This window comes from Bordetella sp. BOR01 (genome assembly GCF_019218885.1).
In the GTDB taxonomy this organism is placed as follows: domain Bacteria; phylum Pseudomonadota; class Gammaproteobacteria; order Burkholderiales; family Burkholderiaceae_B; genus Bordetella_A.
The window spans coordinates 196,587-222,325 of sequence record NZ_JAHUWT010000002.1; the positions used below are offsets into that span (position 1 = coordinate 196,587).

Annotated in this window: 23 protein-coding genes and 1 pseudogene; 6 read left to right on the plus strand and 18 right to left on the minus strand. The window is 66.3% G+C overall.

Going from position 1 to position 25,739, the window contains the following annotated elements:
- Window positions 1-45 precede the first annotated feature (45 nt).
- Window positions 46-1,905 carry a dihydroxy-acid dehydratase gene (gene ilvD, locus KW845_RS08710; RefSeq protein WP_218368837.1) on the plus strand — a complete coding sequence of 620 codons (1,860 nt, stop codon included), beginning with the start codon at window positions 46-48 and terminating at the stop codon, window positions 1,903-1,905.
- An 81-nt stretch (window positions 1,906-1,986) separates the two neighbouring features.
- Here ilvD and KW845_RS08715 read toward each other — a convergent pair whose 3' ends face one another.
- Window positions 1,987-2,796, minus strand: coding sequence for an SDR family oxidoreductase (locus tag KW845_RS08715; protein ID WP_218368838.1), 810 nt, complete (start codon window positions 2,794-2,796; stop codon window positions 1,987-1,989).
- 68 nt (window positions 2,797-2,864) lie between these two features.
- Window positions 2,865-3,896: an MFS transporter gene (locus KW845_RS08720; RefSeq protein ID WP_218368839.1), complete on the minus strand. Its 1,032-nt coding sequence runs from the start codon at window positions 3,894-3,896 to the stop codon at window positions 2,865-2,867.
- 110 nt (window positions 3,897-4,006) lie between these two features.
- Between KW845_RS08720 and KW845_RS08725 the strand changes: the two genes are divergently transcribed.
- Window positions 4,007-4,888: a LysR family transcriptional regulator gene (locus KW845_RS08725; RefSeq protein ID WP_218368840.1), complete on the plus strand. Its 882-nt coding sequence runs from the start codon at window positions 4,007-4,009 to the stop codon at window positions 4,886-4,888.
- A gap of 21 nt (window positions 4,889-4,909) precedes the next feature.
- On the opposite strand, the gene KW845_RS08730 is transcribed toward KW845_RS08725, so the two are convergent.
- The 11 genes from KW845_RS08730 to KW845_RS08780 all read right to left on the minus strand — a co-directional run bounded on the left by KW845_RS08730 (window position 4,910) and on the right by KW845_RS08780 (window position 17,957).
- Window positions 4,910-5,623, minus strand: a complete 714-nt coding sequence (locus tag KW845_RS08730; protein WP_218368841.1) for an RraA family protein — start codon at window positions 5,621-5,623, stop codon at window positions 4,910-4,912.
- A 29-nt stretch (window positions 5,624-5,652) separates the two neighbouring features.
- Window positions 5,653-6,543 (minus strand): TauD/TfdA family dioxygenase, encoded by an 891-nt coding sequence (locus KW845_RS08735; RefSeq protein ID WP_218368842.1) that lies wholly within the window; start codon window positions 6,541-6,543, stop codon window positions 5,653-5,655.
- A 46-nt stretch (window positions 6,544-6,589) separates the two neighbouring features.
- A complete protein-coding gene (locus KW845_RS08740; protein WP_218368843.1) occupies window positions 6,590-7,558 on the minus strand; it encodes a tripartite tricarboxylate transporter substrate binding protein in 969 nt (322 codons plus the stop codon).
- 205 nt (window positions 7,559-7,763) lie between these two features.
- Window positions 7,764-9,101, minus strand: coding sequence for an NAD(P)H-dependent oxidoreductase (locus KW845_RS08745; RefSeq protein WP_218368844.1), 1,338 nt, complete (start codon window positions 9,099-9,101; stop codon window positions 7,764-7,766).
- On the minus strand, window positions 9,098-9,973 hold the full coding sequence (locus tag KW845_RS08750; RefSeq protein WP_218368845.1) for a phytanoyl-CoA dioxygenase family protein: 876 nt from the start codon (window positions 9,971-9,973) through the stop codon (window positions 9,098-9,100). The genes KW845_RS08745 and KW845_RS08750 overlap by 4 nt, the downstream gene beginning before the upstream one ends.
- Window positions 9,974-10,055: 82 nt before the next feature.
- Entirely contained in the window at window positions 10,056-10,730 is a 675-nt protein-coding gene (locus KW845_RS08755) for a GntR family transcriptional regulator (RefSeq protein ID WP_218368846.1), read from the minus strand.
- 83 nt (window positions 10,731-10,813) lie between these two features.
- A complete protein-coding gene (locus tag KW845_RS08760) occupies window positions 10,814-11,374 on the minus strand; it encodes a 5'-3'-deoxyribonucleotidase (protein WP_218368847.1) in 561 nt (186 codons plus the stop codon).
- Window positions 11,375-11,441: 67 nt separating this feature from the next.
- A complete protein-coding gene (thpR, locus tag KW845_RS08765; RefSeq protein ID WP_218368848.1) occupies window positions 11,442-12,008 on the minus strand; it encodes an RNA 2',3'-cyclic phosphodiesterase in 567 nt (188 codons plus the stop codon).
- Window positions 12,009-12,074: 66 nt separating this feature from the next.
- Complete coding sequence (locus KW845_RS08770; RefSeq protein WP_218368849.1) at window positions 12,075-13,547, minus strand: efflux transporter outer membrane subunit; 1,473 nt, start codon at window positions 13,545-13,547, stop codon at window positions 12,075-12,077.
- 15 nt (window positions 13,548-13,562) lie between these two features.
- Window positions 13,563-16,748 (minus strand): efflux RND transporter permease subunit, encoded by a 3,186-nt coding sequence (locus KW845_RS08775; protein WP_218368850.1) that lies wholly within the window; start codon window positions 16,746-16,748, stop codon window positions 13,563-13,565.
- Between the two features lie 15 nt (window positions 16,749-16,763).
- Complete coding sequence (locus KW845_RS08780) at window positions 16,764-17,957, minus strand: efflux RND transporter periplasmic adaptor subunit (protein WP_218368851.1); 1,194 nt, start codon at window positions 17,955-17,957, stop codon at window positions 16,764-16,766.
- A gap of 256 nt (window positions 17,958-18,213) precedes the next feature.
- Between KW845_RS08780 and KW845_RS08785 the strand changes: the two genes are divergently transcribed.
- From KW845_RS08785 to KW845_RS08795, 3 genes are all read left to right on the plus strand, one after another.
- On the plus strand, window positions 18,214-19,227 hold the full coding sequence (locus tag KW845_RS08785; RefSeq protein WP_218368852.1) for a LysR family transcriptional regulator: 1,014 nt from the start codon (window positions 18,214-18,216) through the stop codon (window positions 19,225-19,227).
- A gap of 99 nt (window positions 19,228-19,326) precedes the next feature.
- The gene (locus KW845_RS08790) at window positions 19,327-20,430 is read left to right on the plus strand and encodes an AI-2E family transporter (RefSeq protein WP_218368853.1); all 1,104 of its coding nucleotides are present in this window, start codon (window positions 19,327-19,329) and stop codon (window positions 20,428-20,430) included.
- Window positions 20,431-20,485: 55 nt separating this feature from the next.
- Complete coding sequence (locus KW845_RS08795) at window positions 20,486-21,253, plus strand: phytanoyl-CoA dioxygenase family protein (protein WP_218368854.1); 768 nt, start codon at window positions 20,486-20,488, stop codon at window positions 21,251-21,253.
- An 83-nt stretch (window positions 21,254-21,336) separates the two neighbouring features.
- Here KW845_RS08795 and KW845_RS08800 read toward each other — a convergent pair whose 3' ends face one another.
- The 5 genes and pseudogenes from KW845_RS08800 to KW845_RS08815 all read right to left on the minus strand — a co-directional run bounded on the left by KW845_RS08800 (window position 21,337) and on the right by KW845_RS08815 (window position 24,560).
- The gene (locus tag KW845_RS08800; protein WP_218368855.1) at window positions 21,337-21,663 is read right to left on the minus strand and encodes a helix-turn-helix domain-containing protein; all 327 of its coding nucleotides are present in this window, start codon (window positions 21,661-21,663) and stop codon (window positions 21,337-21,339) included.
- A pseudogene (locus tag KW845_RS29455) lies at window positions 21,647-21,739 on the minus strand (type II toxin-antitoxin system RelE/ParE family toxin); the annotation flags it as partial. The pseudogene KW845_RS29455 and the gene KW845_RS08800, both read right to left, overlap by 17 nt.
- Before the next feature lie 118 nt (window positions 21,740-21,857).
- Complete coding sequence (locus KW845_RS08805) at window positions 21,858-22,607, minus strand: SDR family NAD(P)-dependent oxidoreductase (RefSeq protein ID WP_218368856.1); 750 nt, start codon at window positions 22,605-22,607, stop codon at window positions 21,858-21,860.
- 108 nt (window positions 22,608-22,715) lie between these two features.
- Entirely contained in the window at window positions 22,716-23,633 is a 918-nt protein-coding gene (locus KW845_RS08810) for an MBL fold metallo-hydrolase (protein ID WP_218368857.1), read from the minus strand.
- A 99-nt stretch (window positions 23,634-23,732) separates the two neighbouring features.
- Window positions 23,733-24,560 carry an alpha/beta fold hydrolase gene (locus KW845_RS08815; protein WP_370628194.1) on the minus strand — a complete coding sequence of 276 codons (828 nt, stop codon included), beginning with the start codon at window positions 24,558-24,560 and terminating at the stop codon, window positions 23,733-23,735.
- Window positions 24,561-25,103: 543 nt separating this feature from the next.
- Between KW845_RS08815 and KW845_RS08820 the strand changes: the two genes are divergently transcribed.
- Entirely contained in the window at window positions 25,104-25,730 is a 627-nt protein-coding gene (locus KW845_RS08820) for a DedA family protein (RefSeq protein ID WP_218368859.1), read from the plus strand.
- Window positions 25,731-25,739: the final 9 nt, after the last annotated feature.

Consider the following 25,739-nt stretch of genomic DNA (forward strand, 5'->3'; position numbering starts at 1 on the left):
CGTATTATTTAGCACTTTGCGAACCCTACCCGCCCGAGAAAGACCATGCCGCATTACCGTTCCCGCACGTCCACCCACGGCCGCAACATGGCCGGTGCCCGCGCCCTGTGGCGTGCCACCGGCATGCAGGACGGCGATTTCGGCAAGCCCATCATCGCGGTCGTCAACTCGTTCACGCAATTCGTGCCGGGCCATGTGCACCTGCGCGACCTGGGCGCCCTGGTGGCCAGCGAAATCGAAGCCGCCGGCGGCGTGGCCAAGGAATTCAACACCATCGCCGTCGACGACGGCATTGCCATGGGCCACGGCGGCATGCTGTATTCGCTGCCGTCGCGCGAACTGATCGCCGATTCGGTCGAATACATGGTCAATGCGCACTGCGCCGACGCCATGGTGTGCATCTCGAACTGCGACAAGATCACCCCGGGCATGCTGATGGCCGCGATGCGGCTGAACATTCCCGTGGTGTTCGTCTCGGGCGGCCCCATGGAAGCCGGCAAGATCAAGTCGCCCACCGACGGCAAGGTCATTGCCAAGATCGACCTGATCGACGCCATGATCAAGGCCGCCGACCCCAACATCACCGACGCCGAGGCCGAGCAGTTCGAGCGCAGCGCCTGTCCCACCTGCGGCTCTTGCTCGGGCATGTTCACGGCCAATTCCATGAATTGCCTGACCGAGGCCATCGGCCTGGCGCTGCCGGGCAACGGCACCATCGTGGCCACGCACGCCTGGCGCAAGGGCTTGTTCGAGCAGGCCGGCCGCCTGGTCGTCGACCTGTGCCGCCGCTACTACGAACAAGACGACGCGTCGGTACTGCCGCGCAATATCGCCACCAAGAGCGCGTTCCAGAATGCCATGACGCTGGATGTGGCCATGGGCGGTTCCACCAATACCGTGCTGCACTTGCTGGCCGCGGCGCAAGAAGCGGGCGTGGATTTCACCATGTCCGACATCGACCGCATTTCGCGCGGGGTGCCTTGCCTGTGCAAGGCCGCGCCCGCCACCGACAAGTACCACATCGAAGACGTGCACCGCGCGGGCGGCATCCTGGGCATCCTGGGCGAACTGGCGCGTGCCGACCTGCTGGACCTGAGCTGCGGCAACGTGCACAGCGGCACGCTGGGCTCGGCTATCGAGCAGTGGGACATCAACGGCGGTGCGGGCGACGCCGCGCAGAAATTCTTCCGCGCGGCGCCCGGCGGCATTCCCACCACCGTGGCCTTCAGCCAGGACGCCACCTTCCTGACGCTGGATCTCGACCGCCAGGGCGGCTGCATCCGCAGCAAGGAGCATGCGTACTCCAAAGACGGCGGCCTGGCCGTGCTGTACGGCAACCTGGCACCCAAGGGCTGCATCGTGAAGACGGCGGGCGTGGACGAATCGCAATGGCTCTTTACCGGCCGCGCGCGCGTGTTCGAAAGCCAGGATGACGCCGTCGAGGGAATCCTGGGCGACAAGGTGGTGGCGGGCGACGTGGTCGTCATTCGCTACGAAGGTCCGAAGGGCGGGCCGGGCATGCAGGAAATGCTGTATCCCACCTCGTACCTGAAGTCCAAGGGCCTGGGCAAGACCTGCGCGCTGTTCACCGACGGGCGCTTCTCGGGCGGCTCGTCGGGCCTGGTGATCGGCCATGCCTCGCCGGAAGCGGCCGAGGGCGGCAACGTGGGCCTGGTCGAAGATGGCGATACCATCGAGATCGACATCCCCAACCGCAAGATCAACCTGGCCGTGTCCGACGAAGAACTGGCCACGCGGCGTGCCGCCATGCAAGCCCGCGGCGAGCAGGCCTGGAAGCCGGTGGATCGCCAGCGCGTGGTCTCGCAGGCCTTGCTGGCTTATGCCGCCCTGGCCACCTCGGCCGACCGCGGTGCGGTGCGCGACGTCTCGCAGCTCAAGCGCTAGGCCGCAGCGCTACTGCCGGATGGGGCGGGAGTCAGGCACCTGAATCAGCAGGGGGAAGCGCGCGAGCGCTTCGGGGGTGGCCTACATCACCACGGACGCGCCGCCATCCATGGGAATGATCGCGCCCACCACATACGATGCGCGCGCGCTGGCCAGGAACAGCGCCACGTCGGCCACTTCTTCGGCCTTGCCGTAGCGACCCATGGGGATGCTGGCCTGGTTTGCCGCCAGGGCTTCCTCGCGCGTGATGCCGCGCCGCTGGGCGTCCAGGTCCAGCGACTGTTCCACCCGCTGCGTAAACGTGGGCCCCGGGTTGATGCCATTGATGCGTATGCCGTACTGGGCATAATGCGCCGCCAGGCCGATGGTGGACAGCATCAGCGCCGCATTGGCCGATCCGCCCGCCAGGTGGGTGCTGGTCGGGCGCTTGCCGCCGTTGCCGATGATATTCACCACGATGCCATTGGTGGCGCCTGCCGGCCGCGTGGCCGCCCGGGCGCGCATGCGCGGCAGCACGGCGTCCTGTACGTGGATATAGGGGAAGAACTTCGCGTCCATGGCGGCGTGCCACTTGGCGGCATCCAGGTCTTCGGCCTGATGGCGGCGAGCCGCGCCCGCGCTGTTGACCAGGATGTCGATGGGGCCGACCTCGGCTTCGATGCGTTCGATCACTTGCGCGGCCGCCTGCGGGTCGGACAGGTCGGCCGAGAAGACCGCCACGTTGTGGCCGCTGGCCTGCAACTGGGCGCGCGCCTGCTCCAGCCCTTCGGGGTTGCGCGCGATGATGGCCACATATGCGCCTTCGGCAGCAAAGGCATTCGCCACCGCAAGGCCGATGCCCTTGCTGCCGCCCGTTACCACTGTCACCTTGCCATTCAGTTTCAGATTCACCTTGCGCTCCGAGAGGACGAGAGCGGTCAACGATACTCCATCAACTCCTGTCCTGCCCGGCCCGGCGTTCAGGCCGGTGCCAGCGTGCGCGGCCGGCGGTCCAGCTTCCAGCTGTACAGGGCAACCGCCAGGCCGCTGGCGGTAAGCGCCGCCGCCACCAGCGGGGTGGCGGCCAGTCCGGGGCCGTGGTCGATGGTCAGGCCGCCCAGCACGGCCACCGTCGCGACGGCGGCGAACTTGCCATGCACCGTCAGGCTGAACACCGCCAGCACCACGGCCAGCAAGGCCAGGCTGCCCACCAGGGTAGGCATCAGCCGGCGATCGGCCAGCTTGCCGCCATACATGTTGCCGGCCACCAGGCCCACGCCGAACAGCAGCAGAATGGGCGATACCGCGCCCGGGCTGAAGCCGGCCAGCTCGGTCAGCAGCGGGGCAATGTAGGTGAACGCCGTGAACACGCCACCGAAACCCAGCACCGTCATCGCAAAACCCAGCAGCACTTGCGGGCGGCTCAATGCGCGCAGTTCGCCCATCAGGTCGCTGCCGTGGTCGCCGCGGCTGCGCGGCACCCAGGTGGCGATGGCCAGCATGGCCACGAGGCCCACGCCGGTCACGGCCCAGAATGTGGCGCGCCAGCCCCAGGCCTGGCCCAGCCAAGTGCCGAACGGCACGCCCAGCACGTTGGCCAGCGTCAGGCCGGTGAACATCAGGGCGATGGCCGAGGCTTGCTTTTCGGGTTTGACCAGGCTGGTGGCCACCACCGAGCCCACGCCAAAGAACGCGCCGTGGGCCAGCGAGGTCAGCACCCGCGCGGCCATCAGCGTGCCATAGCCGGGCGCCAGGGCACAGGCCAGGTTGCCCAGCGTGAAAACCAGCATCAGGCCCAGCAGCAATGTCTTGCGCGGCAGCCGGGTGGTCAGGATGGCGACCGGGGGGGCGCCGACCACCACGCCCAGGGCGTAGCCGGTGACCAGCAGCCCGGCGCTGGACAGCGAGACCCCCAGGTCCGCACCCACTTCGGGCAGCAGGCCCATGATGACGAATTCCGTGGTGCCGATGCCGAAGGCTCCCACGGCCAGCGCCCATAGCGCGATAGGCATTTCAATCTCTCCTGAAATAACGGGGTTTACCCTAGGTGTGGCATTGTGCGCCCCGCTATCTGTGAGAAAAATAGGCCTACAATCACTAGACTTGTGCGTAGGAATCAAAAATGGCCCTGAGTTCCGATGCGTTGCGCGTCTTCCTGGCGGTGGTCGATACGGGCAGCATGAGCGCGGCGGCCGAATTCCTGGGGCAGACCGCCTCGGGCGTCAGCCGCAGCCTGTCGCGGCTGGAAACGCAGTTGGGCGTGACCCTGTTGACGCGCACCACGCGGCGCATGGAGCTGACCGAAGAAGGGCAGTTGTTTCTGTCGCGTGCGCGCGACATCGTGGGCAAGCTGGACGATGCCGAAGAATGCATGCGCATCCGCCGCCAGCAGCCCGCCGGCAAGCTGCGGGTGGATGCTTCGGCGCCCGTGATGCTGCATTGCGTGGTGCCGCATATTGCCGCGTTCCGGGCCAGCTACCCCGAGATTTCGCTGGAACTGACCAGCAATGACCGTATCGTCGACCTGGTCGAGCATCGCACCGACATCGCGCTGCGTGCCGGGCCGCTATCGGATTCCAGCCTGCACGCGCGGGCATTGCGGCCGTCGCGGCGCTTGGTGGTGGCCAGCCCGGCTTACCTGGCGCGCCGCGGCGCGCCAGCCACGGCCGAGGCCTTGCGCCAGCACGAGGTGCTGGGCTTCACGCTGCCCGAGACCCTGAACGTATGGCCGCTGCACCATGCGGGCGGCACGGAATTCGCTGTCGTGCCCACGCTGGCGACCTCCAGCGGGGAAACCCAGCGGCTGCTGGCGATCGATGGCGTGGGCATCGCCTGCCTGTCGGAATTCATGCTGAAAGACGACCTGGCGGCGGGGCGGCTGGTGAAGCTGCTGGAAGACGCGTACACCGATTACCTGCAGCCCATGCATGCGGTGTACTACCGCAATACGCAACTGGCGCGACGCATCGCGTGCTTCCTGGATTTCTTCGCCGAGCGGATCTAGCGCGGCGCGCCAGGCGCGCTGTCAGCGCGCGGCGTCGTCGAAGGCCGCGTCGATTTCCTCGATATCCATCTCGGCGTAGCGCGCCGCCGCCCCGCTCAAGTCCCAGACCGCGCCGCCCTTGGCCACTTCTATCGCCATGGCGTCTTCGGCCCGCATGCGGGCCAATGCGCGTTCTACCGATTGCGCCGCCTGCTTGCGCGGCACGCAGATGACGCCGTCGCCGTCGGCCACGATCAGGTCGCCCGGCGATACCGATACGCCGTCGCAGACCAGCGGTGCGTTGACGCGGCCATGCCCCGACTTATCGGGGTGCGACGACAGCACGTGGGTGGCCCAGGCAGGGCTACCCAGGTCGCGCAGCATATCCGTGTCGCGCACGCAGCCCTGCACCACGACGCCGGCCAGGCCTTTCTTCAGCGCGTAGCGGGCCGCCATGTCGCCCCATTGCGCGCCCGAGATGGCGGGCTCGCACACCACCACCAGCACGTCGCCCGGCTGCGCCAGGTAAAGGGCCCGGTGCATCATCAGGTTGTCGCCGGGGGCGCAATAGGCCGTGACCGCCGGCCCGGCGATGCGCTTGCCTTCCACCACGGGGCGCATGCGGCTGGACATCAGGCCGCGCCGGCCCGCGGCGAACTCGGCTTCGTGCAGGTCGGATACGGTTGTCTCTTGCGCCTGGGCGCAGACGGCGGCATCGACGCGGTTCACGCGCAGGTAGACCAGGGATCGATTCATGGCTTGCTTTCCTGTCGGGGCGGCGGGGGTCAGTGCGGAACGCAATAGGCCTGGGGCGGCAGCCGGAAGGTGGTGCGCTTCATCAGGCGCGGCTGGTCCAGCCGCATCTCGTCGCGCCGGTGCATGGTGCAGCCGTTGTCCCACATGACCAGGTCGCCGTTGTGCACTTTGTGACGGTACACCAGTTCGGGGCGGCTGCCCGCCTCGAACAGCAGGGGCAATACGCGCTCGTTGTCGGCCTGGCTCAGCCCGTCGATCGCCACCAGCGTGGTCGGGTCGGCGTACAGCGCCTTGCGTCCGGTGACGGGGTGCGTCAGCACCAGCGGATGCGTGGCATCGGGCAGGCTCAGCATGGCCTTGGCCTGGGTCGTGTCCTGCTTGAGTTCCAGCGGGTTCATGATGGCCATGCGCTTGGCGTAGCGATAGGTGCCGGTGCGGCCATCGATCAGTGATTGGATCTCGGCCGGCAGGCTGTTCCACGCGCCGTACTGGTTGGCCCAATAGATATCGCCGCCGCCCTTGGGCACTTCCACGCCGTACAGCATGGCGCCGGTGGCCGGTTGGCGCATGAAGGTCTGGTCGGAATGCCAGGCCACATCATCGCCGCCCGCGAAGCCGCCCACGCCCTTGCCGTCGGCATAGCGCAGCGTGCTGAAGTAAATGATCTCGTCCTGGTAGGGCGACAAGATGTCTTTGCGGCTGATGACTTCGCAGGGGCCGAATTGCTGGCTGAATTGCACCTGCTCGTGTTCTTCGATCGACTGGCGCCGGAATACCATCACGGGCGCCTGCTGCCACAGCAGGCGCAGCTGCTCGATGGCGGCGGCATCTTCCAACAGTTTCTCGATCTTCTCGTGCACTTGCACGACGAAACCGTCGTGCAATACCTGGTGGCCCAGGCTGATACCAGTGTGTGCCATGGCGGGGTTCTTCCTGATCAGGATACGGAAATGCCGAAGGCCGTGCCTATTCCGGCTTCATGCCGGCGGTGCGCACGACTTCGGCGTTGGACTGGCGTTCTTTGTGCAACCAGGCCAGCAGTTGGTCGTGGTTCATTTCGGGCGCGGGCTCGAAGCCCAGGTCGTGCAGCGTCTTGGCGGTTTCGGGCAGCGCCAGTATCTTGTGCATTTCGCGGGCCAGGCGCTCGCGCACCGCCACGGGGGTGCCGTGCGGCGCCATCAAGGCGTTCCAGGCCACGACATCGAAGCCTTCGATGCCCTGCTCGGCTACCGGCCGCAGGTCGGGCAGGGCACTCATGGCGCGCTGCGAGGTCACCGCCAGCGGGCGAATCTTGCCGAACTGCGCGCGCGAGGCCGCAACGGTGTCGATCGATACCGGCACCTGGTTGCCGATCAGCGCGGCCATCGCTTCGCCCGAACCCTTGTACTTGATGGGATACAGCGGCACATCGCGCAGCTTCAGCATTTCGAACACCAGTTGCGCGGTGACGCTGGGCAGGGCCACGTCGATCTTGTCCGGCCGGGCGCGCGCCTGCTTGATCAGTTCGGCCAGTGAATTCACGCCCAACTGGGGGTTGACCGAGATCACCATGGGGATCAGCGCGGTGGCGGCAATGGGATCGAAGTCCTTCTCGGGGTCGTAGCCCAGGTTGTCGTATAGCGCGGGATTCAGCGCGTGCGTACCAGAGGCGCCCATGATCAAGGTATAGCCGTCCGGTTCAGCCCGCGCGACGTAGGTGGTGCCGATGTTGCCGAAGGCCCCGGCACGGTTCTCGACGACCACTGGCTGGCCCAGCGCAATAGACAGCTTGTTGGCGAAATAGCGGGTGGCGATATCGGTGCTCTGGCCCGGGGGGTAGGCCACTACGATCTTCAGCGGACGGTCGGGATAGCCGCCGGCCCGCGCCGCCGCGGGCACAAGCCCGGCCAGCAATGCCGCGCCCAGACAGACGGCAAGCGTATAGATGCGTTTCATCTTGGTCTCCTTTGGGTGGGGCCGGCAGAAAAGCGTTCTTTGTGTTTTTCGTATCGAACGCGGGCCGGTTGTCTCCGAGACCAGCATATCGGCGCGCCTGCGCCCTGCCCATAGCGTGCGGCAGGGGAGTTTCACCATTTGAACTTCTTGGGTGCCCGGCGCTGCCGGACGCCTTCGGCGGGCCTGGCGCCCGCCGATCAGGCACTCACGCGAACGACTGCTCCATCTCGCGGCGGAACTGCACGGCGGGTGCCCGCTCGTCGAATTCGACGTCGTGCCAGCGTATGGCCTGCGACTGTCGCACCGCGTTCTTCAGCTTCACTTTGTGGGCCAGGCCCAGCGGCAGATAACCGTCGGCCACTGATTCGCGCGCCGGCATCAGCTTGCCGTATACGGTGTAGCCGCCTTCGCCGTCGAGTTCCTGCCCCGCCGGCAGGTCGCGCTTGGCGGTGGCCACCACATCGCCGTGCCAGCCCGAGGCCGAGCCGGTAGGTTCGTGCCGCAGGCCCACGCTGGCCACGCTGATGCCCAGTTCCAGGCCAATCAGGTGATAGGGCTTGTACATGGCGGCGTAGTTGCCGCTGGGGTCGGTGATCAGGCCATATTCCTTGAAGCAGCGCCGCACGTAGTCGCTGTCGGCCGCCAGCGTCACGTAGACGCCCCAGCGCAAGTCGCGGAACACCGGCCGCCCGTCGCGTTCCAGCGATGAAATCACTTCGACCTGGCCGCGATGGTGCAGCATGCCGCCATCTTCACGCGGGCGCAGCACGCGGGCCAGGTCGTCGACGCCGCAGGGCGGGAAATGCAGTCCCGACGGCGCCGGCAGCAGGCCAGTGGCATTGGCCACCGCCGCCATCTCGATGGCGCTCTTGGTGCCGTCCAGGAAACTGTTGAACATCTGCGCGTTGAAGTCGCCCGCGGCCACCATTTCATCGGTGAAGCCGTAATAGGGCCATACGGTGTCCGGCGTCGATGTGTGGAACTCGGGCAGGTACTTGGTGCCCTTGCCGGCGGCAATGACTTCGAAGCCGCTGGCGCGGGCCCAGTCGACCATTTCGCAGATCAGCGCGGGCTGGTCGCCGTAGGCCAGCGAATAGACAATGCCGGCTTCGCGCGCCCGCCGCGCCAGCAAGGGTCCGGCCAGGGCATCGGCCTCGACGTTGACCATGACGATATGCTTGCCATGCTCGCAGCAGGCCAGCACATGCGCGATGCCCGCCGCCGCCTGGCCGGTGGCGTCGATCACGATCTCGATCTCGGGGCTGGCAATGACCGCTGCCGCATCGTCGCTGAAATACACCCGGCCCGAACGCGCCGCGTCTTGCGGGCTGTCGGCCCGCAGTGCATCGGCCGGCCAACCCACGCGGGTCAGGGCGGCGCGCGCCCGGTCGGGCTGCAGGTCGGCCACGGCCACCAGCTGGATGCCCGGCGTGCGCCGGGCCTGGCTGAGGAACATCGAACCGAACTTGCCGGCGCCGATCAGCGCCACGCGCAGCGGCTTGCCGTCCACGTCGCGCTGCTTGAGCATGCGGTGCAGATTCATTGGGCAGTCTCCTCAAGGCGCTCGAGCGAGGTCCGTGCCGCCTCGGCCGGCGTGCCATTTTTCCATGGCAGTTCTACAGCATAGTCCTTTTGCAGGCAGTCGTCGGGCAGGCATTCGATGGGGGCGAAGTTCCTGTGCGCGATCCATTCCACGCGCTTGAAGCGCCGGATATGGTTCGACACGGCGCATAGGCTCAGGTAGACGCTGACGCGGTTCCAGGGGCTGAGGTTGGACGATGACGCATGCACCAGGCACGAATGGAACAACAGCATCGATCCGGCCGGCCCTTTCGGCGCGACGATGCCGCCGTCGCGGCCACCGGCCTTTTCCACCATGGTGCGGATGTTGTCGTTGTTGATGGTCCATAGCGGGTAGCTGGTGGTCGTAAGGTCGTGCCCCGCCTCGAGTACGCCCAGGCGGTGGCTGCCCGGAATGAACATCAGCGGACCGTTGTGCTCGTTGACCTCGTCCAGGAAGATGGCCACGTTCATGGCCCGCGGGGTGGGCATCAGGTCGTCGTTGAGCCAGGTGCCGTAGTCCTGGTGCCACTGCCACACGTCGCCGTCGAAGGCGTTCTTGCCGTTGATCTTGAACTGGTGCATGTACACCGGTTCATCGAACAACTGCTCGACGGGGCTCACCATGCGGGGGTGCCGCGCCAGCCGCGCGAACGGCGCGCTGTACAAGTGGGCCGCGAAATTGGTCCGCACCGCGCCGCCATGCTTTTCGCGCACGTTCTCGGGCCGGTCCTGCGCATACAGGTGCGGCACCTCGTCGGTGAGCCTGGCGATTTCCTGCGGGGAAAACAGGGCGGGAAAGAACAGATACCCGTTCCGGTCGAATTGCTGGCGTTGCGCTTGGGTAAGTTGCATCGTCGTCTCCGGGTAGGGGCCGGCTGGGGCCGGCTCTGGTGGTTCCGGCGTCGCGCGCCGGTGTGGTGGAAAGTCGCGCGGTTCAGGCGCGCTGGGTTGCCTGAAGGCGGGGAATAAGCCCCGCCGCAGCCCGTTCGGCGTGTTCGCGGGACAACGTGGCCGCGCGCTCGTCGTCGCCGGCATTGATCGCGGCCACGATCGCAATGTGTTCGTCCCACAGGCCCGCCCGGACCCCGGCAGGCGCGGATACGGCGCACATCACGCGTTCCAGGTGGCCCCATTGCGGTGTCATTACCGAAGCCAGCAGCCGGTTGGCCGACGCGTCGTAGATGGCATGGTGCAGTTGCGTATCGGCGGCGATCAGGGCCGGCATGCGGCCGCGCCGCAGGGCCGCCAACCCACGCTCGATCAGCGCGGCGGGCAGCGGCGGGGTGGTGCCGGCAGCCACGCGCCGGGCGGCAAGCCGGGCCGCCAGCGCATCGACCTCGGCGCGTAACTGATAGAACTCGGCCACCAGTTGCGGATCGAGCGGCGCCACCTGCAGCGTGCCGCGCCCGTCGGCGCGGATGGCAAGCCCATCGCGCTCCAGGTGGGCCAGGGCCTGCAGCACCGGCTGGCGCGAAATCCCGAAGCGCGCGGCCAGCTCTTCCTGGCCCAGCCTCAAGCCGGGTGCCAGTTGCCCCCCGATGACGGCTTCCCGCAATTGCGCGTAAACGGTGTGGGCCAGGTCGCTGGCGGCGGGCAAGGGTTTAAGCATGGCGGGCGTCCGTGGATTTCTGTATTCAGAATACAGAAATCCACGGCGGTGTCACGCTGCAGTGCCGCAATGCCGCTGACCTGCTAGCGGTCTGCCGTGTACAGCTCGCCCGCCAGCACGCCGCGCCAGTTCGCCCAGGTCAGCCGCGGCCGATCGGTGGCCTGGCGGTTATAGGGGGCGTCGTAGACGATGTGGCGCCAACTGGGCCGCACCGCGCCCTGGATATGCGGCTTGTCGTCGATGAGCAGCTCGCCGCGCACCAGGGTCTTGTCGCGGGTCAGCACCAGCCGCTCGGTGGCCGCGCGGCCCAGGTGGCGTTCGACCCACAGGTACTTCTCGGCCACGCAGTTTTCGAATTGCAGCAGGGGCGACGTGCAGATGCGTACGTCCAGGCCCAGCGCCAGCAGTTCCTGGTACGCCTCGACCGCGCCCGCCACCGGCGGCAGGTCGCGGATGAAACCGGGGGCGGTATAGATGGCTTCGGCGCGGGCGCGCAGTTCGGGCGGGTAGTCGTCCAGAATGCGGAATGAGCGGCGGCTTTCGTAAGGCACCGGGGCGATGTCGGGGTGCCGTGCCCGCCATGCTTGCAGGAACGCGTGTTCGAAGTCGGCCAGGACACCGTCTTGATCGAGCAGGATCACCATGATGTGCACAGGGCAGGGGCGGGCCCCGATTGTGCCACGCGGACGGCACGTGGCGCACCGTGCGCGGTCAGCCGCCTGAACGGGCCAGTACCTGATAGCGGGCGGTACCGTCCTGGGGGCGCGACTGCACCAGCACATAGCGGTTGTAGCGCCACTGTTCGGGCGCGGGCGCGGGCGGCTGGTTGTCCAGGCGGGCGGCCCGCCGCAGCAGGGTGACATGCGGCGTGAACGCTTGCGGGGGCCGTTGCCAGCCCAGCGGTTCCAGCCAGTTCCAGAGTTCGTCGTGCGTTTGTTGCAGCGCCGGCGCCGCCTGGGCCGGGCCGGCCCAGACGATGCCCTGGCGCTCGAACACGCCGTAGCGGTCCAGGGTGATGCCGCCCGGCGCGGCGCGCTGCCGGGCGGTGGCCGCCACCAGCGCGGCCACCCGTTCAGTGTCGACGGCGCCCAAAAATGCCAAAGTCAGGTGCAAGGTGGCGGGTTGCATGACGCGCCCGCCGCAGGCGGCCTGGGCTTGTGCGGCCCAGTTTGCCAGCGTGGCGGCCAGTGCGGGCCCAGGCCATAACGCGAAGAACAGCCTGGCGCGGACCGGGGCGCCCGCAGCGACAGGCGCAGCGGAACGGGAAGAGGCGGGCATGACGCCACATTATGGCCCACTCCAGTAATAGCAGGCCAGGGCCTCGCGGCCCCGCCCGGTTGCGCATCAGCGCTGTGCCAGCGATGCCGGCAGAGGCGTGTCCCAACCGCCGCCCAATGCCCGCACCAGGTTCACGGCCGAACGCGCGCGTTCGCCGTCCAGCTGTACCGCCACGCGCTGCTGCGCCAGCACCGTGCGATCGGCTTCGATCACGTCCAGGTAGCTGATCGAGCCTTCGCGGTATTGCGTCAGCGAAATGTGCGCCGCGCGCTGCGAAGACTGCAGCGCCGCATCGTGCACCGTGGTCTGGGTGGACAGGATGCGCAGGTTGGCCAGGTTGTCTTCCACTTCGCGGAAGGCCGTCAATACCGTTTGCCGGTAATTGGCCACGTCTTCTTCATAGACCGCGCGGGCGCGATCCAGGCCGGACTGCCGGCGGCCGCCGTCGAAAATCGGCAGCGACAGCGCGGCCCCCACCAGCGGCCCCAGCAGGAAAGTGCGGCTGGACCATTCGAACAGGTCACCCAGTTCCGCGGATTCGACGCCCGCCGCGCCCGTGATGTTCAGGCTGGGAAAGAAAGCCGATTTCGCCACGCCGATGCGCGCATTGGCCGCAGCCATGGCGCGTTCGGCCGCGGCGATGTCGGGGCGACGCTCCAGCAAGGTGGACGGCAGGCCGGCCGGTACATTGACCGAGACGCGCGTCAACGGCAGCGAAGGCAGGCTGAAGTCCGACGGCGCCTTGCCCAGCAGCACGGCCAGCGCGTGTTCGGCATTGGCACGGCGGCGTTCGAAGCCCAGGGCCTCGGAACGCGCCGATTCCAGTTCCGATCGGGCGCGCGCCAGATCCAGTTCGCTGATGTCGCCCGCGTCGTAGCGGCGCTGGATCAACTGCAGGGTCTCGGCACGCAGGTCGACCGTTCGCCGATACAGTTGCAGTCCCGAATCCAGTTCGCGCACCTGGAAGTAGGCTTGCGCCACGTCGGCCTGCAGGGCCAGCAGCACCGAGCGGTACAAGGCCTCGCTTTGCTGCGCGTCGGCGGTGGCGGCGTCCACGGTCGAGGCCACGCGGCCGAACAGGTCGACCTCGTAGGCCACGCCCACCTGGGCGCGCCAGAGCGTCGAGGGGTCGGTCGAGTCCCCGGCCGACAAGCCTTGCGAGGCCGGCGAAGGGCGCTGGCGCGTGGGGCCGAAGCCGGCATCCACGGTGGGAAACCGTTCCGAGCGCGCGTTGCCCAGCAGCGCGCGCGCCTGCTTCAGGCGGGCCGCGGCGGCCTGCAGGTTGTGGTTGGCTTGCTGCGCCTCGTCTTCCAGCGCGTTGAGCGTGTCGTCGCCGAACAGCTTCCACCATTCGCCGCGCAGCGCCTGCTCGGCGGGCTGGGCCGTTTGCCAGTTGCCGGCTTCGTGCGCGGGCAAGGCTTCCTTGAAGGCCGCCGGCGTGGTCACTTCGGGCCGCTGGTATTCGGGGCCCACCGCGCAGCCGGCCAGCACCAGTAGCGCAGCCAGCAGGGCGGGGGCACGTGTCAATAAGTGCTTCATGATCAATGCTTCTCTTCAATGGCCGGTATGCGGCGCGGTGACCGGGGCCTGGTGCGGCGCAGCCGAATGCAGCTTGCGCGCGCCCAGGGACCGCAGCAGTACGTAGAACACCGGCGTCAGGAACAGGCCGAACAACGTCACGCCCAGCATGCCGAAGAACACCGCCACGCCCATGGCATGCCGCATTTCAGAACCGGCGCCCGAGGACAGCACCAGCGGCACCACCCCCATGATGAATGCGATCGAGGTCATCAGGATCGGGCGCAGGCGCAGCCGGCTGGCTTCGATGGCCGCCGACAGCGGTGTGCTGCCCTGGATTTCCAGCTCGCGTGCGAACTCCACGATCAAGATCGCGTTCTTGGCCGACAAGCCCACCAGCACCATCAAGCCGATCTGCGTGAAGATGTTGTTGTCGCCGCCCGTCAGCCAAACGCCGGTCAGCGCCGCCAGGATGCTCATCGGCACGATCAGGATCACCGCCAGCGGCAGCGTCAGGCTTTCGTACAGCGCGGCCAGCACCAGGAACACCAGCAGCACGCTGATGGGAAACACCCAGACGCCGGCGTTGCCCGCCAGAATCTGCTGGTAGGTCAGGTCGGTCCATTCGAACTTGATGCCGCGCGGCAGCGTCTCGGCGGCGATACGCTCGGCCGCGTCCTGCGCCTGGTCCGACGAATAGCCCGGCGCCGGGCCGCCGTTGATGTCGGCCGAGGTGAAGCCGTTGTAGCGAACCACCATTTCCGGCCCGAAGGTCTGCTTCACGTCCACCAGCGCCGACAGCGGCACCATCTGGCCCGTATCGCTGCGGGTCTTCAGTTGCAGGATGTCGTCGGGGCGCGCGCGGAACGGTGCGTCGGCCTGGGCCCGCACCTGGAACACGCGGCCGAAACGGTTGAAGTCGTTCACGTACATCGAGCCCAGGTAGATCTGCAGGGTGTCGAAGACGTCGGTAACCGGCACGCCCAGCTGCTTGGCCTTGACCCGGTCCAGGTCGACGTCCAGCTGCGGCACGTTGATCTGGTAGTTCGAGAAGGTGGGGCCCAGTTCGGGCGTTTGGCGCGCCTTGGCCAGGAAGGCCTGCGTGGCCTTGTCCAGCTCGGCATAGCCCATGGCCGTACGGTCTTCGATCTGCAGCTTGAAGCCGCCCATGGTGCCCAGCCCCATCACCGGCGGCGGCGGGAACACCGCAATGAAGGCGTCCTTGATGCCGGCGAACTTGGCGTTCAGGTTGCCCGTGATCGCATCGCCCGACAGGGCCGCGTCATGGCGCTCGTTGAACGGCTTGAGCGTCACGAACACGATGCCGGCGCTGGAACTATTGGTGAACCCGTTGATCGACAGGCCGGGGAAGGCGATGGCGCTTTCCACGCCCGGTTCTTTCAGGGCGATGTCCGACATGCGGCGGATCACGTCTTCGGTGCGGTCCAGCGAGGCGCCGTTGGGCAGTTGGGCAAAACCGATCAGGTATTGCTTGTCCTGCGCCGGCACGAAGCCGCCGGGCACGATGTACGAGATACCCACGGTGGCCGCCAGCAGCACCGCGTACACGGCCATCGCGCCGCCCTTGCGGCGGATCACGCCGGTAACGCCGGTGGCGTACGAATCGGAGGCCCGCCCGAAGAAGCGGTTGAACCAGTTGAAGAACCCGCCGAACACCCGGTTCATGCCGCGCGTCAGCCAGTCGGGCTTGTCGTGATGGCCCTTGAGCAGCAGGGCCGACAGCGCCGGCGACAAGGTCAGCGAATTGAAGGCCGAGATCACCGTCGAGATGGCGATGGTCATGGCGAACTGCTTGTAGAACTGGCCCGACAGCCCCGTCATGAAGGCCAGCGGCACGAACACCGCGCACAGCGTCAGGGCAATGGCGATGATGGGCCCGCTGACTTCGCGCATGGCACGGTAGGTGGCGTCGCGCGGCGTCAGCCCGGCCGCGATGTTGCGTTCGACGTTTTCCACCACCACGATGGCATCGTCCACCACGATGCCGATGGCCAGCACCATGCCGAACAGCGACAGCGCGTTGATCGAATAGCCGAACATCAGCAGCAGCGAGAACGTGCCCACGATGGACACCGGCACCGCCAGCAGCGGAATGATGGACGCGCGCCAGGTCTGCAGGAACACGATCACCACCAGCACCACCAGCGCGATGGCTTCCAGCAACGTCGTGATCACCGCCTTGATGCTCGACCGCACGAACTGCGTGGGGTCGTATTCAATGCGGTATTCCACCCCAGGCGGAAAATCGGCCGACAGTTCCTCCATGGTTTCGCGCACCTGGGACGACACGTCCAGCGCATTGGCCCCGGGCGACTGCATGATGCCCATGCCGATGGCCGGCTTGTTGTTCAGCAGCGAGCGCAGGCCGTATTCCTGCGCGCCCAGCTCGATGCGCGCCACGTCCGACAGCCGCGTCACGGCGCCGTCGGACGAAGACTTCAGGATGATGTTGCCGAACTCGGTCTCGTCCTGCAGGCGGCCCTGCGCGTTCACCGAGAACTGCATGGGCACGTCGCCCTGCGTCGGCGAGGCGCCGATCACGCCCGCCGCCACCTGCACGTTCTGCTCGCGGATGGCGTTGACCACGTCGGTGGCGGTCAGGCCGCGCTGGGCCACTTTCTGCGGATCCAGCCACACGCGCATCGAGTAGCTGCCCGAGCCCCAGATCTGCACTTCGCCCACGCCGCTGATGCGCGACAGGCGGTCCTTGATGTTCAGCACCGCATAGTTGCGCAGGTAGGTGATGTCGTAGCGGTCGTCGGGCGAGATCAGGTGCACCACCAGCGTCAGGGTGGGCGAGCTCTTGGTGGTGGTCACGCCCAGGCGCTGCACGTCGGGCGGCAGGCGCGGCAAGGCCTGTGACACGCGGTTCTGCACCAGTTGCTGCGCCTTGTCGGGGTCCACGCCCAGCTTGAAGTACACCGTCGTCGTCAGGTTGCCGTCGCTGTTGGCCTGCGACTGCATGTACAGCATGTCTTCCACGCCGTTGATGGACTCTTCCAGCGGCGAGGCGACCGTGGCGGCAATGACCTTGGGGTTGGCGCCGGGATACTGCGCCCGCACCACCACCGAAGGCGGCACCACTTCGGGGTACTCGGAGATAGGCAGCTGGAACATGGCCAACAGGCCCGCCAGCAGCACTATCACCGACAGCACGCCCGCGAAGATCGGCCGATCGATGAAGAATTTAGAGATATTCATGTTGCTTCCGATGGCTTAGTTCAGGCTGGCCGTGGCGGTTTGTCCACCGGCCGGCGGCGTATCCATCGACACCAGGTTGGGGGCCACGGTGTCGCCCGGCCGCACGCGCTGCAGGCCGTTGACGACAATGCGCTCGCCCGGCTTCAGGCCGGCGGTGATGATGCGCAGGTTGCCCTGGCTGGCACCCAGCGATACCTGGCGATAGACGGTCTTGTTCGCGTCGTCGACCACCAGCACGAAGCGCTTGTCCTGGTCGGTGCCGATGGCGCGTTCTTCTACCAGCACCGCCGGGCGCGGCTCGGTGCCGCCCAGCCGGATGCGGGCATACATGCCCGGCACCAGCAGGCCGTCGGGGTTGTTGAACATGGCGCGCACGCGGATCGTGCCCGACGAGGTGTCGATGCGGTTGTCCACCGAACGCACCGCGCCTTCGCGCGAATAGCCCGTCTCGTTGGCCAGGCCCAGTTGCACCGGCACCGAAGCGCCCGCCACGCGTGCCGGGCTGACATACTTCAGGTAGGCCTGCTCGTCCACGTCGAACGACGCGTACATCTGCGACACCGAGACCAGGGTGGTCAGCGCCACCGATCCGGCGCCGGCGGCGACCACATTGCCCTCGGTGACCTCGGCGCGCGACACGCGGCCGGCCACCGGGGCCAGGATTTCCGTGTAGCCCAGGTTCAGCTTGGCGGTGTCCAGGGCGGCCTCGGCCGCCTGCAGGTTGGCGGCGGCTTCGCGCGCGTCATTGCGCTTGGATTCGAAGTCGCGCCGGGCGATGGCGTTCTCGGCCAGCAGGCGCTTGCCGCGCGCCAGTTCCGAGGCCGTGAAGCCCACCCGGGCGCGGGCGGCCGCCAATTGGGCGGCCGCGCGGTCGACTTCGGCCTTGTACGGGCGGGGGTCGATGGTGAACAGCGGATCGCCCTTGTTGACCAGGCTGCCGTCCTGGAAATGCACGGCGGTCAGGGTGCCCGACACCAGCGGGCGGATATCGACCCGGTCTATGGCTTCCAGCCGGCCGGAATAATCCTGCCAGTCGACGATGGTCTTGCCCAGGGCCGGGGCCACGTCCACGGCCGCGGCGGCGGGAGCCGCCTGGGCCTGGGCCGTGCCCGTACCGGCCGGGCCGCGCAGCAGGGTATAGCCGCCGCCGGCGGCGATCAGGGCCGCGAAAACCGCCAGCAATACAATGCGTTGGCGCGAAACAGTCATGGTGTTTCCTTGAACATATATGGGGACGAATGACCGAAGGCAGCGGGGAAGCAGGCATCCCGCGGGGGCTGGGACCACCGCAGCGCGGTGGTCTAAGGCTATCGGTCGATTCAGGACGATTGCATTTTGAATGTTTTGCGTCAGGGGATAAACACGGTTAGGTCGTCAACACTGTTCGATCTCGATGAACAATGGCGGCTCAAACCGCGTTATGCTGAGCACACTTCGTTTATTCATTGCCATCCAGGACACGACCATGGACCGCTTTCAAGCTATGCAGGTCTTCGTGCGCGTTGTCGACGCCAACAGCTTCACCCGGGCTGCCGACAGCCTCGCGTTACCCCGCACCACCGTCACCACCGCCGTCCAGAGCCTTGAGCGCCGCCTGGGCGTGCGCCTGCTCAATCGCACCACGCGGCGCATCAGCCTGACCCCCGACGGCGCCGCTTATTACGAACACAGCACGCGCATCCTTTCCGAAGTCGAGGAAACCGAAGCCTGCTTCCAGGAAGCGGCGCTGCGGCCCAAGGGCAAGCTGCGCATCGACGTGCCGGCCAGCATCGGCCGCCTGATCCTGATTCCGTCGTTGTGCGAGTTCCACACGCGCTACCCCGATGTCGAGCTGGTGATCGGCATGGGCGACCGGCGGGTCGACATGGTGCAGGAAGCCGTCGATTGCGTCATTCGCGGCGGCGAGCTGGAAGATTCCAGCCTGGTGGCGCGCCGTATCGGCACGTTCCAGAGCCTGACCTGCGCGGCGCCGTCGTACCTGGAACGCCAGGGCATGCCGCACACGCTGGAAGACCTGAACAGCCACCACGCCGTGCACTACTTTTCCAGCCGCTCGGGGCGCAACTGCAACTGGGATTTCGTCATCGACGGCAAGACCCGCGAAGTCGACGTGCCGGGCTGCGTATCGGTCAATGACTGGAGCGCGCACCTGGCCTGCGCCCTGCAAGGCTTCGGCCTGGTGCAAACCGCCCGCTTCATGGCGCTGCCGCACCTGCAGGCCGGCGAGCTGATCGAGGTGCTGCCGCAATGGAAGCCGCGCCCGGTGCCGATTTCGCTGCTGTACCCGCAAAGCCGGCAACTGTCGCCCAAAGTGCGGGTGTTTTCCGACTGGGTGGCCGAACTGTTCGCGCGCTGCCCGCTGCTTAGCGGCGGCGACGGCTCCGAGAACTGCCACGACGTCGGCAAGGCCGAACTCACTCCCGCGGCCGAACGCGCCACCCGGCGCGGCGTTGCCGTCGAGGCCGAATACGTGCTGTAGTACGGCGGTGGGGGCGCCGGCCCGGCTTGCCGCCGGGCTGGGCGGGGATTCTCGTACTGTATATTTGGGCCTCGCCTTTATGCACCCGTGCCTTGCCCTATGCAGCAGCCCGTCCTACCTGCGTACCTGATCGCCCGCTGGCTACTTCTGCTGGTGTTGCTGGCGGGCGCGTATTTCCTTAGTGGATTCCTGGTGCCCGCCCTGGCGGCACTGATCATCGGCCTGGCCACCTGGCCGGTGTTCCGGCGCATCGTCGACTGGTGCGGCGGCCGCACCATCCCCGCCGCCACCCTGGCCCTGGTCGGCGTCATCCTGGTATTGATCGTGCCGCTGACGCTGGCGCTGACGTATGCGGTGCAAGAGGCCAGCAACTTTTTCGCCTGGGCCCTGGCTGCCAACCGCCACGGCGTGGCGGTGCCGGGCTGGATTTCCTCGCTGCCGGTCGTCGGGCAGCGCCTGTCTGTGTACTGGGAAACCTACCTGGGCGAGCCTCATGCCCTGGGCGCGATGGTCGAGATGGTCAGCGGCGAGCACCTGGGCAACATCTACCGCATGGTGCTCTCGGCCACCGGCAACGCTTTCCAGCTGGTGCTGAACGTGGTGTTCATGCTGATCACGCTGTTCTTTGTCTATAAAGACGGCGACCGCATGATTGCCCAGCTTGACGTGCTGGGCGAACGGATCCTGCCCACGCGCTGGCAGCGCTTTTCGCGCGTGGTGCCGGCCACGGTGGGCTCTACCGTCACGGGCATGAGCCTGATCGCCGTGGGCGAAGGGGTCGTGCTGGGCCTGGCGTACTGGCTGGCCGGCGTGCCTTCGCCGGTGCTGCTGGGCGTGGTCACCGGCTTCATGGCGCTGATCCCGGGCGGCGCGCCGCTGTCGTTCACCCTGGTGTCGCTGTACCTGGTGGGGTCGGGCCACATGGTGGCGGGCATCGCGCTGTTTGCCTGGGGCACCATAGAATTGTTCATCGTCGACAAGACCTTGCGCCCGCGCCTGGTGGGCGGCCCGGTCAAGCTGCCGTTCCTGCCGACCTTCTTCGGCCTGATCGGCGGCGTCAAGACCATGGGCATCGTGGGCCTGTTCGTCGGCCCGGTGTTGATGGCCCTGTTGGTGGCCGTGTGGCGCGAATGGGTACGCAACGTCGAACGCGAACGCGATGTGTCGCGGCTGAAGGCCGCCGCCGAACCGCGCGGCGATTAGGGCTCGCGGATGGTTTCACTACTACTTACAGGCTTTCATTTTCCCGAGGTTGAGAATGTCTGCATCATCCGTGGCCGAGCAAGTGGCCACATTGCGCCAGCAGGGCTTCGTGGTGGCCCGGCAGTTCGCCACGCCGGAAACCGTGGCCGCGCTGCGCGACCAGGCTGAACGCCAACTGGCCCAGGAAGTCGGGCCGATCGAATACGAGGCCGACCTGCAGTACCCCGGCGCGCCACCATCGCGCCAGGCGCAGGGCGGCTCGACGGCGCGGCGGCTGCTGGGTGCCTACGGGCGCGGGCCGTTGTTCCAGGCCTGGTCCACCTTGCCGGCGGTGGGCGAATGGCTGCGAACCTACTTCGGCGCAACGCCGGTGCTGTCCACCGTGCACCACAACTGCGTGATGACCAAGCATCCCGCCTATGGCAGCCTGACCGGCTGGCACCAGGACATCCGCTATTGGTCGTTCACCGATACCGATCTGGTGTCGACCTGGCTGGCGCTGGGGCCTGAAACCGCCGAGAACGGCGGGCTGTTCTTCATTCCCGGTTCGCATGCGGCGTCGTTCGCGGCGTCGCAGTTTGATCAGAAGAAATTCTTCCGAGAGGATCTGGCAGAAAACCAGGCCTGGATCGAGAAGGCGGTCTGCCCTGAGTTAGAACCTGGGGATGTGGTGTTTTTTCATTGCCGGACGCTGCATGCGGCACGGCAGAATGGCACGGATCGGGTGAAGTTTTCGCTGGTGCATACGTATCACCCGCAGAGCTGTCGGGCGGTGGAAGGGACCAGGTCGGCGTCGGGGGCAGGGGTGGTTTTGGGGGGTTAGGTAAAGGGGAGTCTGGCGGCTATCGACCGGTACGGATTCAAGCACTTAAGATCGCGGTCCAGTACTTGCTGGTCTCGAGCGCGTTAGAAGTCCAATTGTTCGGACTTGATGCCCAGGACGGCCGCGATCTTGTCACGTGACAATTTGCGCAAGCGTTCGCTGCTTTCTTGCTGGGCATAGGCGGGCTGGGTGATCCCCAGGCGGGTAGCAATTTCCGCCTGAGTGAATCCCAGGTGTTCGCGCCAAGCCCGAACAGGGGTAGCGCCATCGACGGTGCGGCTGATCACGTCATGGGGAATAAGGCCGCGTTCCTTGCCTTGCGAGGCAACGTAATCGGCGTAGGGGATCACCACAAAGGCGGGCTGGCCGCCCGGCCCGTTGATGATTTGGATGTTAGTAGGTGCGTTCATCGCGTTTCCTCACTTCTTCGATCTCTACAACCCTGATTGCGCCATCCCAGTTGAACAGGACTCGGTAGTTTCCAACAGGCGGTAGCCCTTCTAAAAACTATAAGTCTGTCGAGTTGATCTGAGACAAGCTGAAGTGTGGCTGCTGGAGAACCGCCGTTTAAGCGCAAGTCTGGGTAAGGCGCCGGCCAGCCCTTTCAAGTCAGCGCCATGCCGCCATCGACACGCAGGACCACGCCGGTAATGAACGTGCTTTCGTCCGAGGCCAGGAACAATGCGGCGCGGGCGAGCTCCCCCGGTTGCGCCAGCCGTCCGAGCGGAATCGCCAGGGCCATGCTCTGTTCGAACGCCGCCCGGTCCGATTCGGCCACGCCCAGCTTTTCCAGGATGGGGGTGTCCGTCGGGCCGGGGCTCAGTACATTGACCCGGATCTTCCTGGCTTTGAACTCCAGCGCCCAGGCACGCGCAAAGGCTTCCACGGCCGCCTTGGAGCCCGCGTAGACCGCGTGATTTTCCAGCACCTTCGTGCTGGCGATGGAGCTGGTAAGGATGATGGAGCCACCGTCGCGCATCAGCGGCAAGGCCTTGGTAACGCCGAAGAACACGGCACGCGTGTTGGTGTCGAACTGGATGTCGTAGCTGTCGACGCTTACGGCCGATGAAGGCTCGATGTTATTCATGCCGGCGTTGGCCATGTAGATGTCGATGGCGCCGAACCGTTCATGGACTTCCGCCATCATGCGATCGTGAGTCGACAGATCGCCCACGTCGCCCACCACGCCGAAAGCAGATGTGCCGAGTTGCGCCACCGCATCATCGACGGCCTGCTGCCGCCTGCCCAGGATCGCGACGCGCGCACCCTCGGCAACAAAGGCCTGGGCCGCGGCGAAGCCGATGCCGCTGTTGCCGCCAGTGATCACGGCGGTCTTTCCTGAAAGTTTTTTCATGTGCGTTCCTTGATTGGCATGGATAGTCGGACGCGGCATCCAGGGGCCATGCATCCCGGGCGATGCCGCGTTCTTCAGCACCCCGCGGCCATGCAGGCCGCACAGCCATCAGTAATCCCAGATGACCGGAACCCAACGAAAGGCGTTGCCGTCGACCGCTACCCGGCCAAGGGATGGGAACGGCAAGTGAGCGGCCACCAGCAGTCCGCCGTTCTGCGCCAGTTCCTGGAACAGGCCGACACGAACACGGACCGACTCTTCGGGGTCATGTTCGAAGCCGTTGTGCCAGTCTGGGTGGTCGAACCCGACCGGAAACATGGCGTCGCCGGCAAAGGTCAAGCGTTCGCCACCCGACACCAGGTCGACCACGCTGTGCCCTGGCGTATGGCCGCCGGTGACACGGACGATCACCCCCGGCGCAACTTCATGCGTGTCTTCGAAAATCTGCAGCCGGTCGCGGTATTCGTTGTAGAAGCTCGTGGCGGTTGTGCGAAGCACAGCGGGAACCGGCTTGGGCATGACGGTGTGGGAGAAATCAGGAGAAGTCCAGAACTCGACCTCGGGCGCGGACACGTGGATGCGCACGTCCGGGCGCAAACGCTGCTTCACCTCGTCGACGAGTAGTCCGCCCACGTGGTCCATGTGCATATGGGTAATGATCACATCCGTCACGGACTCCAGCGCGATGCCGGCGGACTCCAGCCGCTGGGGAAACTGCCCGGCGCGCGGGAAGCCCGGAAACTGTCCTCCCAGCCCGGCATCGATAAGGATGGTCTGGTTTCCGCTGCGGGCCACCATCACGTTCAACGGCCAATCGAACGCGTCCGGCGGCATGAACATGTGGTCCAGCCAACCCGCCAGGTCTGCCGAGTCGACATTGGTGGCCATGGTTGCGGTGGGCAGCGGCAGTACGCCGTCGCTGACCACCATCGCCTCGATCTCGCCCACTCGTAGCGCGTAGCGGGACGGAACCAGATCGACGGGGCTGTGACTGCTGGGGTGCAAGGCATTGTCGGCGGTAAACATATCGAATCTCCTAAAGGCTAAAAGGTGGCCGGACTGGCCAGCCAGGAATCTGCCAGGCGACTGGCAGCAAATTGCTGTTCCAGTTCAACGCTGAAGCAATCAGGCGCGCAGGAAGGCGAGCAGATCGGCGTTGACGCGGTCCTGCATGGTGGCGGTAAGGCCGTGCGGCGCGCCGGGGTAGTAGATTTCCTTGGCGTTCTTCACCAGCCGTGCGGCTTTCTTCGCCGAATCGTGCACCGGCACGATCTGGTCGTCCTCTCCGTGCATGAACAGTGTCGGCACGTCGATCTTCTTCAGGTCTGCTGTGAAGTCAGTCTCGGAAAAGGCCTTGACGCATTCATACGCGTTCTTCTGGCCGCTTTGCATGCTCCACAGCCAGAACTGGTCCAGCAGGCCCTGCGAGACCTTGGCGCCGTCGCGGTTGGCGCCATAGAAGGGGATGGCCAGCTCTTTGTAGAACTGCGAACGATCGCCGGCCACGCCGTCGCGAATGCTGTCGAAGACCTCGATCGGCAGGCCTTCGGGGTTGCTGGCCGACTTGAGCATCACCGGCGGCACCGCGCCGATAAGCACCGCCTTGGCCACGCGCTTGGTACCGTGGCGGCCGATGTAGCGTGCCACTTCGCCGCCGCCAGTGGAGTGGCCGACCATCGCGATGTTCTTCAAGTCGAGCGCTTCGATCAGCTGCGCCAGGTCATCGGCGTAGCCGTTCATGTCATTGCCGGACGAGGGCTGCGACGAACGGCCGTGTCCGCGGCGGTCGTGCGCGATAACGCGAAAACCGTTACGCGCCAGGAAGTGCATTTGTCCGTCCCAGGCGTCCGAGTTAAGCGGCCAGCCATGCGAGAAGGTGACGACCGGGCCGTCGCCCCAATCCTTGTAATAGATCTGCGTGCCGTCCTTGGTAGTGATGGTGTTGTTGGTCATGGGTGTGCTCCGGATGGGTTGGGAATTGCGTTGCGTGCCTGCTTCTGCGCGAATGGCGAAGGTACCGGTCGCCAAGACAGCGCTACCCGCAAGTAGGGTGCGGCGGGTCGGGTTGTGCGAATCGTTCATGAAGGTCTCCGTGTCAGGAAGTGATGACGAACGCATCGTAGGTCTGGCCTAGGGAGGGCGGTAGATCCTCGTCGGGAAGCGCGCTGTTGTCCGGCACGCACCAATACGCATCCGTGCGCAATCGCGTTCAGTGGCATGTCGCTACAACGCCCCGGCAGGCCCGAGTCGCGCTTCGGCACGGTGAGTGTCCGCACCTCGTTGGGGGCGTCCATAGGGATTGGTGCCGTCCGTACAACACCGTGCGTCCTTTCCTGCCCCTACCGCCCTTCAGGCGGCATCTCTAGCATTTGTTCCGACGGCGCATGCCGCATACAGCGACAGCCAGCCTGTCGCGGCGCGTCTCAATCCACACATCACCTGACGGGCGAAGAATCGTGAAGAAAGATAATTGCGAAACCTGGACCAGGGCTTCCCATGCCGCCGCATGAATGGATCGCGCAGTACGGCGTGCTGCTGGTCTTCCTTAACGTGCTGGGCTCATCGCTGGGCCTTCCGTTGCCCGTCATGCCGACGCTGATTGCCGTGGGGGCTTGCCACGCCCTGGGCACGACCGATTCCTGGACGATCGCCTTGTCGCTTTCCTTCATACTGGGCGCGGCCGTGCTGGCGGGCGTGATGGCAGATCTTGTCTGGTTCGTGGGCGGCATGCGCTATGGCCCCCGTACGTTGAACAAGGTATGCAGCCTGACGCTGTCGCGCGAGGCATGCGTCAGCAAGACCGAGAAGTTCTTCGAGCGCTGGGGAGTTCGCTTGCTGATCGTGGCGCGGTTCGTGCCCGGCCTGTCGCTGGTTGCCGTGCCGCTTTGCGGTGCGATGGGGGTCCGGCTGCGGTCCGTCATCTGGCACGACTGCGCGGGAGTGGCGCTATGGGCCTCGGTGGGGCTGGCCCTGGGCGCAACATTCGCGGCCCAAGTCCAGGACCTGCTGGCTGCGCTGTCCGCCATGGGCTGGCAGGCGTTGATCGCGGCGGTGGCGGCGGTGGCGCTTTATATGGCGTACCGCTACGCGCGGCGCGCATCAGTGCTTCGCAACTCGGCGTAGCCTGCCGGA